This window comes from Paenibacillus sp. FSL K6-1566 (genome assembly GCF_038050475.1).
Taxonomy (GTDB): Bacteria; Bacillota; Bacilli; order Paenibacillales; family Paenibacillaceae; genus Paenibacillus_AQ; species Paenibacillus_AQ lactis.
In genome coordinates, this window is record NZ_JBBOSR010000001.1 from 674,514 (window position 1) to 689,714 (window position 15,201).

The following is a 15,201-nucleotide window of genomic DNA, read 5'->3' on the forward strand; positions in this document are numbered from 1 at the left end:
TAACCTCATGAACCATCATCAGAATCAACGGAAGCGTTAGAATCTCCTTTCATGACCGATCTACATGACAGACTGTTGTCAATGATCCATATACTATACCACTGGCTGCTTGCGCCGGGAAGGAACTTTATAATCATTCTTTACCTAGGAAAGGCCGGGTTTTTCATGTAAACTGGTAATGATTTACTGGTGAGCGGCTTGATCCGATCATGGCTTCGTAAAGGTCGACATCCATATTGGTTGCATAATGGGGGTGGGCACTGTGCCCAAAAAAGAAAAGATATCCATGTCCTGGCTCCTGCGGTACTTGAGTCCGGTCAAGGGAAGGCTGATCATTCTGCTCGTCATGCTGCTGACATCAAGCGGTCTGCAGCTATTGAATCCGCAGATCGTGAAGCGGTTCATCGACACGGCAGCGGGCGGAGGGCTGCTTGGCACCCTGCTGCAGCTGGCAGGGCTGTTTCTGATTGTCGCCGTTGTTAATCAGCTGATTACGGTGGCGGTCAGCTATTTAGGCAACGACATTTCCTGGCGGGCGACGAACCGGCTGCGCGGAGATCTGCTGAAGCATTGCCTCCGCTTGGATATGCAGTTTCATAATACGAAAACGCCCGGCGTCATGATCGAACGCGTGGACGGCGATGTGACCAGCATCTCCAATTTTTTCGCGATGTTCATCGTGCAGGTTATCGGCAGCTTCGTGCTCCTCGCCGGCATATTAGGATTCATGTTTACGGTCAATCTGCCGATTGCCATTGTCATGACCGTCTTCACGCTGCTGTCGATTATGTTTATGGTGATCATCCGCAACCTGGGCGTTCAATCGTCCAAGAACGAGCGCGAAGCAAGCGCATCCCTGTTCGGGCTGATTGAGGAGCGCATTGCCGGGATCGAGGATGTGCAGGCAAATGGTAACGTACCGTATGTGATGAACCGGTTTTACCGTTTGATGCAGGCCGTGTTCCTGAAAGGGCGGAAGGCCTGGATGCTTCGCGTCATCCCTTGGAACACCACGGTTATCCTGTTCGCGCTTGCGGTCACGGGCGTGCTTCTGCTCGGAGTTCGCTACTATCTCATCGGCGAGATCAGCCTCGGGACGTTGTTTCTCATCTATCAATACACGCAGATGCTGAACGATCCGATTGAGATGCTGGGCGACCAGGTGCAGGAATTTCAAAAAGCCAAGTCCGGCATGCTCCGCTCCAGGGAACTGCTCTCGAATCGCAGCGAGATTGTAAACGGGAAGAAGGAACAGCTGCCGGAGGGGCCCCTCGGCCTGGAGTTCGAGCGGGTGAACTTCAGCTACAACGAGGATAAGCCTGTCCTGAAGGACATTACGTTTACCGTGAAGCCAGGGGAGCGCCTCGGCATCATCGGACGCACCGGAAGCGGAAAGTCGAGCCTGAGCCGGGTGCTGCTGCGGCTGTACAATATCGACGGCGGGGTCATTCGCGTGGGCGGCACGGATATTACGGAGCTGACGCTCCCGGCCCTGTACCGGCGGGTCGGGATGGTGACGCAGGACGTTCAGCTGTTCGACGGCACGCTCCGCGACAACTTGACGCTGTTCGATGCCGGCGTATCGGATGACTTCATCCTGGAAACGACGGAGCGGCTTGGACTTCGTCAATGGATTGATGCGCAGCCGGAAGGGCTGGACACCCATCTATCGACGGGAGGGTCATCCTTGTCTGCCGGGGAAGCCCAACTGTTCGCGTTAACGCGAGTCTTTCTGACACAGCCGAGTCTCGTCATTCTGGATGAGCCTTCCTCGCGCCTGGATGCAGCCACGGAGACGATGCTGCAGGCGGCTGTGGATCAGCTGATGCGTCAATGCACGGGAATAATTATTGCGCACCGGCTGGCAACGCTGGAGCAGGTGGATAAAATCATGGTGCTCGGCGACGGACGCATCCTGGAATTCGGGGAGCGTGAGGCGCTGGCCCAGGATCCGTCTTCCCATTATGCCAGACTGCTGACGACAGGCAGAGAGGAGGAGCTTGCATGACGGTAGCCGGTTTTATCGGGCGATTGTTTCGTTTCCGCCCCGCATTGTTTTTGATTAACGGCGTCTTGTGGTGCGTATTCCACTCTTTGCCGCTGTTGATCGGGCTCGGGATGCAGTGGTTCTTCGACCGGGCGACTGCAAGCTCCGGGGCTGCCGACTACCTGTGGCTGGCTGTGCCGCTGATTTTTATTGCGGCTGTGCGGGTCGCGAGAGTCGGGACTTTCTTCGCCGCGTTCTATGAATGGGTAACCTATATCTACCACATTCAGGCGATTCTGCGCACGAATATGCTGGCCGGCATTATGCGCTGGCCGGGGCGGAATCTGCCCGCTTCGCCGGGCGAGGCGATGAGCCGCTTCCGCGATGACGTGGATGAGGTTGTCGAATATGTTGAGTCCTGGGTGGATTTCTGGGGCCGTCTCGTATTTGCATTGGTGTCCGTTGTCATTATGGCGAGCATTAACTGGAAAATCATGCTGGTCGCGGTGCTGCCGCTGGTCATCGTAACGCTGCTGAACAATCTGTCCGGCAACCGGGCGCGGAGATACGGTCAGAAGAACCGGGAAGCGACCGGCCGAATCACGAGTTTTATCGCGGAGACCTTCGGCGCGGTTCAGGCGCTCAAGCTCGGCCAGGCTGAGGATCACGTGCATGAGCGCTTTACGAAGCTGAACGAGGAGCGCCGCCAGGCAGCGCTCAAGGATAATCTGTTCAAGCAGTGGATGCGGTCGCTGAACCAGCATGTGCTCAGCATTTGCACAGGATTAATCCTGCTGATGTGCGCTGCGGAAATGCAGGCCGGACGGTTTAGCGTCGGCGACTTCGCCTTGTTCACGAGTTATTTGGCGAACATCGGATTCAGCATTTCCTTATTTGGTTACATGGTGTTCCAGCATAAGCGGCTGAAGGTATCCTTCGACCGGATGCGGATGTTGTTCCGGCCGGGCGAAGAGGACCGGCTCATTGAAGCGCGGGAAACGTACCTGAACGGGGAGCCGCCGGAACTGCAGGAGCCCGTCAGGGATCCGAAGCTGCAGCTTAAGGAACTTACGGTGAGCGGGCTAACTTACCGGTATCCGGGTTCCGAGAGCGGCATATCGGATATCAGCTTCCGGCTTGAGCGCGGCAAGTTCCTGGTGGTTACAGGGCGGATCGGTGCGGGCAAGTCCACGCTTGTGCGGACCCTGCTCGGTCTGCTGCCGAAGCAGGAGGGGGCAATCAGCTGGAACGGCACGGAGGTGGATCCCGCTGCGTTCCTGGTTCCGCCGAGAGCCGCCTATACGCCGCAGGTGCCGCGTTTGTTCAGCGATACCTTGAGGGAGAACATCGTCCAGGGCAAAAGAGACCATGCGGACGAGGCGTTGAATCGCGCAATCCGTCTCGCCGTTATGGAGAAGGATATCCAGGACCTCGACCAGGGCCTCGAGACCTTCGTCGGCCCGCGGGGCGTCATGCTCTCGGGAGGACAGATCCAGCGTGCGGCTACGGCGCGCATGCTGATGACGGGGGCGGATCTGTATATTTTCGATGACCTGTCCAGCGCGCTGGATGTCGAGACGGAGCAGCAGGTATGGGAGGGGCTCTTCCAGGAAAGCGATGTTACCTGCATCGCGGTATCGCACCGGAGGGCGGCGCTCGCCAAAGCGGATCATATCATCGTCATGAAGGACGGCCGGATTGAGGCGGAAGGCACGTTATCCGAGCTGCTCGCGACAAGCGAAGAAATGAGGCTGCTGTGGGCGGGAGAACAAACGGCCGCGGAGCGTGAAGAGCCGAAGGTCACGGTAAGCGAAAAAGTCGTTCTCAGGTAACGAACGCAACACGTAAGATTTTATTGGAATTGGGGATTGGCAAGAAGAAGATGACGCGTACCCGTATAATACGGGGCGCGTCTTTTTTTATGTGGTCGGGCAAGGGCTGAAGCGGAAGCAAGGATCGATCAAGTTGTGCTATATCCATCCGCTTCTTCTCAAAAACTCTGAATATTCCACCTCCTGTCCCGCATACCTTGATAGTAGAGGAAGAGTACGTTAAGTAACCCTAAGTACCCAAGCGAAATTCTTCATTACGCATTGGGTGCTTGGCAGCTATGGACGGTTAACAGTGGCGCAGAGACTGCTTGGCATGCCTCAAAAATGCACTCAGAAATGCAAAGAATCAAACAATGACAGCCAAATAAAGGCTTGGTTAGCGGGAATGCACAAGGTAGGGGGTTACAGGGCATGAGTCCAAGCAAATCGATAGATTCCGAGAATAGGATGTAGTAGAAAGACATCAGAGGAAGGGTAGGGATATGCCATGGAATGGAGCATTATTGCACAGATGATCGACCCGAGGCTGTCCTTGGTAGTTGTCGCCTGCTGGGTCATCGGCTACGTGCTCAAGCAAACGCCAAAGGTTCCGAATTGGAGCATCATCTATGTCGTTATCGTGGTATCCATTTTGTTCACGGCAGGCCTTATAGGCTGGAGCGTTGAAAATATCATACAAGGTATTATTGCGGGCGCATTTGCCGTATTCGGCCATCAGGCTGTAAAGCAGACGGCAGAGGCGATTTCCGGAAAGAAGAAGTAAATGCCCGGCTTATCTTCGAGTACTCCAAGCGATTAGAGGCGGATATACGCCTTGGAGGCATAAGGACTGATAAAAAATCCAGCTCTTCTTCCTAAACAGCATCGGACAAGCAGACGAGGGAGGAATCGTTAGGGCGGGTGTCAAACGCAATCTGGGTAATCGCTCGAATCCCGGGTAGAAATGCTTCGTGCACCGAAGCATTTCTACCCACAAAAAAGAAGGTGTTTCCTAAGATCTAACGATCTTATGGGGCACCTTCTTGTGTTATGCTCGGCATTTTTAGACTGTAATAAGGTAATGAGAATTACGGGACTGCCTCATAAAATCCTTACATGCGCTGAAACATAGCCGTATCCCGACTGTAGTGGCTGACCAGACCGGTTTCTTCATTCCGGACACGGACTACGTCCGGCGTATAGCATTCGATGTATCCACGCTCAACCTCCACATACACGCTGGCGGGATCCTCTTCCCACACGGATACGAGCGTTTCCGACAGCGCAGCTGCAAAGAAATGAACGTCTTGCGACAAGTACCTACTATTTCGTTCTATATTCATTGTTTATCCCCTTGAGTGTTATTTTTCGGACAAAATCCGGCCGACCAATTCGTTCATGCCCTTCCAGGAATCCTTCAGGATGAATTCATGCTGAATATGCGCATTCCATGGACGCGGGATGAGGATCGTCTGCTTCCCCGCTTCCCTTGCCGCAATCGCGTTATGCGGACCGTCGTCGATCAGGAGATCGAACTCTACTAAATATTTGCGTTTGGCGACGAAAAAATTATCGAACGGTATAAACGGCATATGCGTCTGCAGCCATTTCCATTTCTCGGGCACGGAGGACGGGCGGGCAGCCGTAATGATAATGACGTCATAATCGTGCGTCATCCGCTCGACTTCGTCAATGGTATATTCATCAAAAATGTCGAGCTCCTCATATAAACCGGGCTTTCCGAAGAAGAAATCCTCCGAGCATTCGGGATGCCAGATTTCACTCAGGTTGTAGTCCGTAATCTGATCCAGCTTAAGCTGCGGGTCTTTATACTGCAAATTATGATAGTGAATGGCTTTAGGAATCAGGTGGCAGATCGTGTCATCCATATCAATCGCTACGATTTTTTTACTCATATCTCTATTATTCTCCCATAATCCGGAACCGGAATAAATATGATTTTCCCGTAATTGTAACGGACTGGATGCACATTGGCAAACCATTCATCATTTTTTAGAGGTTTCCTTCAATTATGACGGTACATGTCATGATTCATTCTTATAATGGAAGCACATTACAAGGCATAGGAGGATTTTAGGATGTCACATTCGTTTATCGACATTCAGGGAGCAAGGGAGAACAACCTGAAGAACGTGTCACTGCAAATTCCGAAGCGGAAAATCACGGTGTTTACCGGCGTGTCCGGTTCCGGCAAATCATCGATCGTGTTCGATACAATCAGCGCGGAGGCCCAGCGCCAGCTGAACGAGACCTTTACCGCATTCGCCCGCAATCGCCTTCCGCGGCATAAGCAGCCGGATGTCGATTCGATCGATCATCTGTCCACGGCCATCGTCATCGATCAAAAGCGGCTGGGCGGCAATTCCCGGTCGACGCTTGGAACGATTACGGATCTGTATTCGATTCTGCGGCTGCTGTTCTCCAGAGTGGGGAAGCCGTTCATCGGGTATTCCAACGCGTTCTCGTTTAATGACCCGCAAGGGATGTGCCCGGAATGCCAGGGGATCGGCAAGAAGGTCGAGCTGGATCTTAATAAGCTTCTGGATCCGTCGAAATCGCTGAACGAGGGAGCGGTGCTGTTCCCGATCTTTTCGGTAGACAGCTGGTATTTAAGAAACTACACGTATTCCGGTTTCTTTGATAATGACAAGAAGCTCTCGGACTATACCGACGAGGAGTGGGAGCTGCTGCTGTACGGCAAGGATCGCAAGGTGTCGTTTCCGTCCAAGGGCGGGCCGATCGAAGCCGAATTTGAAGGGCTCGTTCATAAATTTAATCGGCTCTACATTCAGCGGGACAGCAGCGAGCTGTCCGAACGGACGATGAACCATGTCAAAAATTTCATCACGCACGCCTCTTGCCCGTTATGCAAAGGGACCCGGCTCAGCCAAGCGGCTTTAAGCTGCCGGATCAACGGCTACAATATTGCCGAGTGCACGGCGATGGAAATCCCGGAATTGAAGAAGGTCATTGAGAGCATTCGGGAGCCGATCGCGCAGACGATGGTGGACAGCTTAACCGAACGGCTGCAGCATTTGATCGATATGGGTTTGGATTACCTGACCTTGAATCGGGAGACGACCACCTTGTCCGGCGGCGAGTCCCAGCGGGTCAAGATGGTCCGTCATCTGGGCAGCAGCTTAACCGATATGATGTATGTCTTCGATGAGCCGAGCGTCGGGCTCCATCCGCGGGATGTGCAGCGACTGAACGGGATGCTGCGCAAGCTGCGCGATAAAGGGAACACGGTGCTGGTCGTGGAGCATGACCGGGATGTGATCGAAATCGCCGATCATGTGGTGGATGTCGGGCCTTACGCGGGAACCCGTGGGGGAGAGATTGTTTTTCAAGGAACGGTGGAAGATCTGTACAGCCAGGAGGACACCTTAACCGGGCGCTTCATGAAGCAGAGCTTGCCGATTAAAACAAGCTTCCGAAAGCCCTCCGGCCATATGAGGATTTCCGGCGCGAACGTGCATAATTTGAAAAACGTGACGGTCGATATTCCGGAAGGCGTGCTGACGGTTGTCACTGGGGTAGCAGGGTCGGGCAAAAGCTCGCTCATTCACCATGCCTTCCTGCCGGAGCATCCCGAAGCGATTGTCATTGACCAGTCTGCCGTAAGCACCTCGATTCGCTCGAATCCGGCCACCTACACCGGAATCATGGACGATCTTCGGAAACGGTTTGCCAAGGCGAATGGACAGAGCCCGTCGCTGTTCAGCTTCAATTCGAAGGGAGCCTGCCCGGAATGCCAAGGGTTGGGCTTTATCTACACGGACTTGGCCTTTATGGAAGGCGTTGTGTCGCCATGCGAAACATGCGAGGGACGACGCTTCAGGGACGAGGTGCTCCAATACAAGCTGAATGGCAAAAGGATCACCGAGGTGCTGGATATGACGGTGCTGCAGGCGCTGGACTTTTTCGAAAACAAGGAGATCATCCTTCGTCTCCAGGCGCTGCATGATGTCGGGCTGCATTATTTGACGCTTGGTCAGCCGCTCAGCACCCTCTCCGGGGGAGAGAATCAGCGGATCAAGCTGGCGAGCGAGCTGCACAAGCAGGGCAAGGTGTACGTGATGGACGAGCCGACGACCGGGCTGCATATGTCCGATGTCGGGCATTTGATCGAAATCATGAACCGGCTGGTGGATAACGGTAGCTCGGTGATCGTCATCGAGCATAATCTGGACGTCATCCGGCAGGCGGATTGGATTATCGATATGGGGCCGGAGGGCGGCAGCCGGGGCGGAACGGTTGTGTTCGAGGGGACGCCTGCGCAGCTGGTGAAGGCGAAGCATTCGCTCACCGCCAAGTATGTGGTGTGATTAATCATCCTTAAGACCTGCGATGCTGGAGTTGTCCCAAACAGTGGTGTTTACTGCTGCGGGGCAGCTCTTTTTCAGTAAGTCCCCCAGCAGCTCCGATTCAGGAGGCCCCCCAACGTCTCCGATTCACACGAAGTCCTCAAACAGTGCCAATGAAGAAGTCGCCTTAACAGCTCGTTTCAGGAAGCCTCACCGACCAACTCAGGATGGTCTCCCACATGGAGGGCTTATAAGCAGGGCAATCCGGCAATACTGGATGCAGCGGCAGGTACAGGAGAGGCATGGAGAGCAGTTTCCGAACGATGAGCGGCCGCTCTTACACCGGGTGCAGATACGTCGGCTGAAGATGCGTCAACTGAAGTTACGCCAACTGAAGATACGCCGGCTGCAGTTAAGTTAGCTGCAATTACGCCAGCTGAAGTTCCGTCAGCTGAAGTTACGTTAGCTGCGATTACGCCCGCTGCAGTTACGCCAGCCCTCTCCTGCCTGCACCATTCAATCATTGCAGCGTCCTGTCAGCTACCGCACGGGCCGCATACATAACGGGGGATACTAACAATGCGAACAGTATGGTGGAAAGAAGTTGTCGCTTACGAGATATACCCGCGCAGCTTTATGGATACGAACGAAGACGGCATCGGCGATCTTCCTGGCGTCATTTCCCGCCTGGATTATTTGAAGGAGCTCGGCATCGACGTGATCTGGATCTGCCCGATCTATAAATCGGCCAATGATGACAATGGCTATGATATCAGCGATTATCATGCCATCATGGAGGAATTCGGCTCAATGGAGGATTTTGACCGGCTGCTGGCGGAAATTCACGACCGGGGCATGCGGGTGATCATGGACCTGGTCCTGAACCACACGTCGGACGAGCATCCGTGGTTCATTGAATCCCGGTCTTCCCGGGACAACCCCAAACGGGACTATTACATATGGCGCGACTCCAAGGAAGGGGCCGAGCCCAACAATTGGGCGTCGATGTTCAACGGCTCCGCCTGGGAGTACGATGAGCAAACCGACCAATATTACCTGCATCTCTACTCGAGAAAGCAGCCGGATCTTAATATGGAGAATCCGGAGGTGAGGCAGGAGCTGATCCGGATGATCCGCTGGTGGCTCGACAAGGGCATTGACGGCTTCCGCGTGGATGCCATAACGCATATCAAAAAAGCGCCGGGTCTCCCGGACATGCCGAATCCGGGCAATTTCCGCTATGTCGATGCGAATCCGGGCCACCGCAATATTGAAGGCATTCATGACTTTTTACAGCAGTTCAAGCGCGAAGCCTTTGCGGAGTATGACATTATGACGGTGGGCGAGGCCAGCGGAACCGATGTCTCCGAGGCCGATCTGTGGATCGGTGAGGAGAACGGGGCCTTCAATATGATTTTTCAATTCGAGCATGTCAGCATGGATTTCGGAGCGGAGGGCCGCTGGGATTTTGCCCCGTGGGATTTGGCGGAGCTGAAGCGTATTACCCGCAAGTGGCAGAAGGGACTTGAGGGCGTCGGCTGGAATGCGCTGTTTATGGAGAATCATGATCAGCCGCGCTCCGTCTCCCGTTTCGGCGATCCCGTGAATTTCCATAAGGAATCCGCCAAGATGCTGGCTACCTTCTTCATGCTCCAGCAGGGGACGCCGTTCATTTATCAAGGACAGGAGATCGGCATGACCAATGCGGATTTCAGCGAGCTGAGCCAATACCGGGATGTAGAGATCTACAACTATTACCGGGAGCGGCTGCTGGACGGGAAGGACGTGGAGGAGACGATGCGGAGAATCGCATATCGGGCACGCGATAACGCAAGAACCCCGATGCAGTGGGATGACTCGTTGTACGGAGGCTTTTCGACCGTTGTGCCGTGGATCCGCACGAACCCGAATTACCATGAGATCAATGTACAGCAGCAGGAGAAGGATCCGGACTCGATCCTGAACTTTTACAAAGCATTGATTCGCCTGCGGAAATCCAGTCAAACGCTCATTTACGGCACCTATGACGATTGGCTGGAGGAACATCCGGAAATTTTCATGTATTCCCGAAGCTTAGAGGATGAGGCTTATTTGATCGTCTTGAACTTTTTTGGAAACACCCCCGAGCTTCGCATGCCCTCCCCGTGGCGGGAGCGCAAGCTCGAAGTCGTTCTCTCCAATTATACGCCAGCCGAAATTCTACAGGACCGATTCACGCTGCGCCCTTATGAAGCGGTTGTATATCGTGTTACACTACAGGGGAAAGCGATTACTTGAGATTCGAGGTGTTGTCAGTATGTCACAATCGAAAATGATGGCAGCGGCCGTTCTGGACAAGCCGATGTCGATCGGCGTGAAGCAGGTTCCCGTTCCCGAGCCGAAGCCGGATGAAGCGCTCATTCAGGTTTACTGCATCGGCATTTGCGGTTCGGATGTCCATTACTATGAACATGGGCGCATCGGCAGATATGAGGTTAAGGAGCCGCTGATTCTGGGACACGAGCTAGCAGGCATTGTGGTTCAGACCGGGGATCGAGTGACGAACGTATCGGTAGGAGACCGTGTCGCCGTCGAGCCGGGCGTAACCTGCGGTCGCTGCGCGTATTGCAAGAGCGGCCGGTACAACCTCTGCCCGGATGTCGTATTCATGGCTACCCCTCCGGTGGATGGGGCATGGGCGGAATACGTGGCGGTTCGCAGCGATTTTCTGTTTAAGCTGCCGGACGATATGTCTTTTGAAGAAGGGGCGCTGCTGGAGCCGCTGTCCGTTGGTCTCCATGCGGTTCGCCGCGGCCGGATCCGCCCGGAGGACCGGGTGCTGGTGCTCGGCCTCGGACCGATCGGCCTCTTGGCCATCGAGGCGGCCAAGCTGTCCGGGGCATCGCAGGTGTACGGAAGTGATGTAGTGGAATTCCGGCGCGATTTGGCGTCGCGGATCGGAGCCGCTGGCGTAATCAATCCGCTGTCGGATGACGTGCCTGAGCGGCTGAAGGAGCTGACTGGAGGAGAAGGCGTCGACCTGATCATCGAGACGTCCGGCAATGCAGTCGCGATTGGAAGCTCCATCGGCTACGTGAACCGTGGCGGACGGATCGTGTTTGTCGGCCTGCCGACGAAGGACGCCATTCCTGTCGATATCGGCGCACTGGTGGATGCCGAGCTGGACGTGTACGGCGTGTTCCGCTATGCCAATACGTATCCGGCGGCGATTCGATTGCTGCAGAGCAGCAGCAGCCGGATCCGGGATATCATTACCCATGAATTCCCGCTGGACCGGATCCAGGAGGCCGTGGAGCTGGCCCGGACGCAGAAGGACACCAGCGTGAAGGTTATGATATATCCGGGACGGACGTCATAAAAAGCGCCCATTCGTTCGTTTCTCGGCACAGCAGCACTCTGGATGATACGGTTCTCTAAATTTCATTAGTGCCTAATCCCAAAAGTTACTTAGCAGCAAGCGCCCGGCTCCAATCATCATGGAGCCGGGCTGCTGTACATTTTGGGGATTCGTTAAATGTATGTCTTCCCAATAAAGGGGTGAAATCCTCCCAAGCCTCTTATTCCGGATGGGCATTGCTCATCCAGCTGTCAATGCGCAGATCCCCGGCGTAGCCTTCACGGGATGAGATTTCGCTGAGCCTCTGTTCCGCTTCCTCCCGGGTATCGAATCCGCCAATCGCGGCAATGAAACCACCGCCGGCTGTCTTAATGAACGTTACGTCATCTTCGTAGTATATCTCCTCGAGGATTGCGAGGGACTCTCCCTGCGGCATAGCTTCACTACGGATATAAAACACTTCGCGCGGCGTTGCCTGTTTGCCGGTAAAGGCAAGCTTCAGCTCGATATACCCCGGATCCCGATACTCCGACACGCTGTGGGTCACACCATCCTTCAACTCTACCACAAAACGCATGGCGGAATCATCCAGGATGATATTTTCATAGACGTCCTCCACAAGCGAAAGAGCCAGCAGATCGCTCTTGACTGCATCGTAATCGAAATTTCGAACGCCGTTGAGCGTAAAAATGAGCCGGTTCGGCGCTTCCCGGTGCTCTACGGTATAGGAGGGCACGCTGGATACCGTTTCGCCTGCCTGGTCGAAGTTGATGCGAAGCACATCTGCTACAGTTTCGGTGTTGACGCTTACGCCATCGGTCCGCTCACCGCCCCCGCCAAACTGAAGCACCTGCACAATGCTGCCCACAACCGGGACTTTGGACAAGGCATTGGCAACGCCCGGTATGTTAACGACAAACAACAGGGCGAGGCTTGCGGCAACCACGCTCGAGTATCGCATCAAGCGCAGGGATCTTTTGCGCGCGGCCGCTTTGTGCCGGGCCGACTCCATCACATTAGCCAGCTGAGCCGGAATCTCGATCTGTTCATAACGATCCTTACCTGTCATATCCCTCGACCTCTCCTTCGATCAAATATTGTTTAAGCTTTCCGATGATTCGGTAAAACCGGGTTTTGACCGTGTTCTCCGGCAGTTCCAGGACATCGGCCATGTCTCTGAAGCGCAGGTCCTCGAAAAATTTCAAAATAATATACGCCTTCTCCTCCGGCGCAAGCCGGTCCATTGCCTCATATAAATCCAGCTTCTCTTCCAGCGGAACGGCAAGCTCGGCGGCCGCGTACTCCTGGGTCTGATCCTCCATAAAGGCGATCCGCTTGTTCCGGTTCAGACGATCGAGCGCGCAGTGAATCACGATCCGGGTAATCCAGGATTCGAAATACTGCGGCGTCTTCATCCGCTCGAAGGAAAGATAAGCCTTGTAAGTCGCCTCTGAGACGATATCAAGCGCGTCCTGCTCATTTTTGACATAACAATATGCCACCCGGTACAGCTTGCCGCTGCACCTCGTAATATGTTCGCTGAACTGCTGTTGCGAAAGTGCCTTGGCCAGTTCACTCACTCCTTGCTATTTAACGTCTTAATGATGCTGTACAGGATCGATTGCAGCATAAACCGATTGCTTATGCGTCAAGTCGCTGCCGCTGTATGAAACTCGGCCGAAGCTGCATAAACACGATTGCTACTGTCTAAACTCCGTTACACCTGCTTAAAACACGGATTGTTTCTGCGTCAAATCTTGCCGCTCATATAATCGGTTGTTGCTGTACAGGATCGATGCTCGCGCGCGCATCATTGGCTGGCCAGCTTCATGCTTGTTAGCCACACCGACTATTAGACCGAGTAGGAGCCGAAATAGTTTTAGCGCATGACTAAAAAGTCATGGGAGTTTCAGGAAACCCTTAGACGCCAGAGTAGAAGACATCTTTCACGCAAGGAATTCCCTGGGGTGATTTCGTTTCTTGGGGTTAACAAGCGATAGGGAATAATGTTAACATGTGAGCATATAAGATTAGGAAGCGAGGCCGGAACATGTAGGTTACTACCCCACCACCCATACAATTGAATACTGAAAGAAACGGGGTAGAACCATGAATAACAAATCTTTCCGCTATCTCTGGACCGGTCAGGCCCTCGCCAATTGCGGCGATTTATTTTACGTTGTCGGGCTAATGGCGATCGTCCATGAGATCACGGGATCTGCCATGTATATGGCTATGATTCCTTTTGTTACTACGCTTGCTCGATTTATTAGCGGGGGCTTTGCGCCCGTACTGATGGACAAATATGCCCTGAAGTTGCTGCTTCTCATCTCGCAATGGGGAAAAACAACAGCACTGCTGCTGCTCGTCATGACCCGATATGCACTGGGGAATCAAGAGATGACGGTGTATGTGATTCTTGGCATGGTGTTCCTTATCTCGTTCCTGGACGGCTGGGCCGCTCCGGCGAGCCATGCAATGCTCCCGCGGCTTGTTCCGCGGGATGAATTAACCCGGGCGAACAGCTTCGTTGCCGTAGTTGACCAGATCATTCAGCTAGGCGGCTGGGCTGCCGGAGGAATGCTGGTCGCCATGGTCGGAGGCGGTCAGGTCATTTGGCTGACCGTCGTACTGGCAGCGGCTGCAGCTGTTTTGATGAACAGGATGGAGGATCCGCTCGTTTCAGGCGACTCAAGCGAACGGAGGGACCGTCCTCCGTATTGGAGCTCCATGCGTGAAGGCTGGGTACTCATCTGGAAACAGCCTGCTTTGCGGACGATCCACGTCATATATGTGCTGGAATCCATTGCCGGAGTCGTGTGGATCGCTGCTATCCTATATGTATACGTGTCCGAGGTGCTGCACAAGGAAGAGGCTTGGTGGGGATATATTAACGCCAGCTTTTTTCTGGGATTGATGGCAGGCGGATGGTGCGGCATGAAGGGCTCGAGGTGGATTGATCGCCATATCGGCAGCTTAACCGTATATTCCTCCTTCGGCATCAGCCTGATGACGCTTGGCTTCGGAATGACCTCGATGCCGTGGCTGGCTTTGATGTTTTCGGCAGGGTTTGGTCTGTTTGATCAGCTCAAGGCGGTTTCATTGCAAACCATGCTTCAGCGGAGCGTGTCCCTGCAGCTGATGCCCAAAGTGTATGCGGCCCAAAGCTCGCTGATCTCACTCGTTTTTGGAGCGTCTACGCTGTTGTTCGGGTATGTCACAGACCGGTTTGGTGTCAGGGCGACCTTTATGGCAGCGGCAGGGATATTGTTCTTATCTGGCTGCTACGCGTTCGGGGCACGGTCCCGATGGCCGTCGGGTAAAAACGCTCCAGATAAGGCGCAATGAAAAATACGCTGGGGCATTTTTTCGTAATGCAGCACGGGTCCGTCATATGTACCGAATAGGGATTTGTGTCGGCAGTAGAGGGCGATTGTCGCGCCACAGGTACTTAAAAGGGTCCTGTAGCGGCAGTAAAAGGCGATTGCCGCGTTACAAGTACTTAAAAGGGTCCTGTTTTCAACTGCAGAAGGCAGGGGGCTACTCGGTCCGCCCGATTTCGGATGATCAAGGGATTATCATTCATATTGAAAGACGAGCTCTATGGCTCGTCTTTTTTGGCATAATATAGACCATTTGATAAGCTGTCCAGGAGCGGAGGATGTTAGCAGATTGCCGTGCTTTTCATAGGTCGGGAATTGCTGCTTACACTTACAATCATGCACATCCCCTGATGGG

Annotated in this window: 11 protein-coding genes; 7 read left to right on the forward strand and 4 right to left on the reverse strand. The window is 54.0% G+C overall.

What is annotated here, in order from left to right:
* The first annotated feature begins 262 nt into the window (after positions 1-262).
* The 3 genes from NST08_RS02980 (at position 263) to NST08_RS02990 (ending at position 4,582) form a co-directional block, all read left to right on the forward strand.
* Positions 263-2,008, forward strand: coding sequence for an ABC transporter ATP-binding protein (locus tag NST08_RS02980; RefSeq protein WP_341341434.1), 1,746 nt, complete (start codon positions 263-265; stop codon positions 2,006-2,008).
* Positions 2,005-3,819 (forward strand): ABC transporter ATP-binding protein, encoded by a 1,815-nt coding sequence (locus tag NST08_RS02985; RefSeq protein WP_007130454.1) that lies wholly within the window; start codon positions 2,005-2,007, stop codon positions 3,817-3,819. The genes NST08_RS02980 and NST08_RS02985 overlap by 4 nt, the downstream gene beginning before the upstream one ends.
* Before the next feature lie 487 nt (positions 3,820-4,306).
* Positions 4,307-4,582, forward strand: a complete 276-nt coding sequence (locus tag NST08_RS02990) for a phage holin family protein (protein WP_007130453.1) — start codon at positions 4,307-4,309, stop codon at positions 4,580-4,582.
* 328 nt (positions 4,583-4,910) lie between these two features.
* Here the strand turns inward: NST08_RS02990 and NST08_RS02995 are convergent, their stop codons facing one another.
* Complete coding sequence (locus NST08_RS02995; protein WP_007130452.1) at positions 4,911-5,141, reverse strand: hypothetical protein; 231 nt, start codon at positions 5,139-5,141, stop codon at positions 4,911-4,913.
* 18 nt (positions 5,142-5,159) lie between these two features.
* Positions 5,160-5,714 (reverse strand): 5' nucleotidase, NT5C type, encoded by a 555-nt coding sequence (locus NST08_RS03000; protein ID WP_341341435.1) that lies wholly within the window; start codon positions 5,712-5,714, stop codon positions 5,160-5,162.
* 183 nt (positions 5,715-5,897) lie between these two features.
* On the opposite strand from NST08_RS03000, the gene NST08_RS03005 reads away from it, so the two are divergent.
* The 3 genes from NST08_RS03005 (at position 5,898) to NST08_RS03015 (ending at position 11,484) form a co-directional block, all read left to right on the forward strand.
* Positions 5,898-8,147, forward strand: coding sequence for an excinuclease ABC subunit UvrA (locus NST08_RS03005; RefSeq protein WP_341341436.1), 2,250 nt, complete (start codon positions 5,898-5,900; stop codon positions 8,145-8,147).
* A gap of 558 nt (positions 8,148-8,705) precedes the next feature.
* The gene (locus tag NST08_RS03010; RefSeq protein WP_007130448.1) at positions 8,706-10,403 is read left to right on the forward strand and encodes a glycoside hydrolase family 13 protein; all 1,698 of its coding nucleotides are present in this window, start codon (positions 8,706-8,708) and stop codon (positions 10,401-10,403) included.
* Positions 10,404-10,422: 19 nt separating this feature from the next.
* Positions 10,423-11,484, forward strand: coding sequence for an NAD(P)-dependent alcohol dehydrogenase (locus NST08_RS03015; RefSeq protein ID WP_007130447.1), 1,062 nt, complete (start codon positions 10,423-10,425; stop codon positions 11,482-11,484).
* A gap of 199 nt (positions 11,485-11,683) precedes the next feature.
* Here NST08_RS03015 and NST08_RS03020 read toward each other — a convergent pair whose 3' ends face one another.
* Positions 11,684-12,532, reverse strand: coding sequence for a hypothetical protein (locus NST08_RS03020; protein ID WP_210094194.1), 849 nt, complete (start codon positions 12,530-12,532; stop codon positions 11,684-11,686).
* Positions 12,522-13,043: a sigma-70 family RNA polymerase sigma factor gene (locus tag NST08_RS03025; RefSeq protein WP_007130445.1), complete on the reverse strand. Its 522-nt coding sequence runs from the start codon at positions 13,041-13,043 to the stop codon at positions 12,522-12,524. Before NST08_RS03025 ends, NST08_RS03020 begins: the two co-directional genes overlap by 11 nt.
* Before the next feature lie 529 nt (positions 13,044-13,572).
* On the opposite strand from NST08_RS03025, the gene NST08_RS03030 reads away from it, so the two are divergent.
* Positions 13,573-14,811 carry an MFS transporter gene (locus tag NST08_RS03030; protein ID WP_007130444.1) on the forward strand — a complete coding sequence of 413 codons (1,239 nt, stop codon included), beginning with the start codon at positions 13,573-13,575 and terminating at the stop codon, positions 14,809-14,811.
* Positions 14,812-15,201 lie beyond the last annotated feature (390 nt).

Coding starts and splice junctions, on each gene's coding strand:
- NST08_RS02985 (WP_007130454.1), top strand. CDS start 2,005: ATGACGGTAGCCGGTTTTATCGGGCGATTGTTTCGTTTCCGCCCCGCA.
- NST08_RS02990 (WP_007130453.1), top strand. CDS start 4,307: ATGGAATGGAGCATTATTGCACAGATGATCGACCCGAGGCTGTCCTTG.
- NST08_RS02995 (WP_007130452.1), bottom strand. CDS start 5,141: ATGAATATAGAACGAAATAGTAGGTACTTGTCGCAAGACGTTCATTTC.
- NST08_RS03000 (WP_341341435.1), bottom strand. CDS start 5,714: ATGAGTAAAAAAATCGTAGCGATTGATATGGATGACACGATCTGCCAC.
- NST08_RS03005 (WP_341341436.1), top strand. CDS start 5,898: ATGTCACATTCGTTTATCGACATTCAGGGAGCAAGGGAGAACAACCTG.
- NST08_RS03010 (WP_007130448.1), top strand. CDS start 8,706: ATGCGAACAGTATGGTGGAAAGAAGTTGTCGCTTACGAGATATACCCG.
- NST08_RS03015 (WP_007130447.1), top strand. CDS start 10,423: ATGTCACAATCGAAAATGATGGCAGCGGCCGTTCTGGACAAGCCGATG.
- NST08_RS03020 (WP_210094194.1), bottom strand. CDS start 12,532: ATGACAGGTAAGGATCGTTATGAACAGATCGAGATTCCGGCTCAGCTG.
- NST08_RS03030 (WP_007130444.1), top strand. CDS start 13,573: ATGAATAACAAATCTTTCCGCTATCTCTGGACCGGTCAGGCCCTCGCC.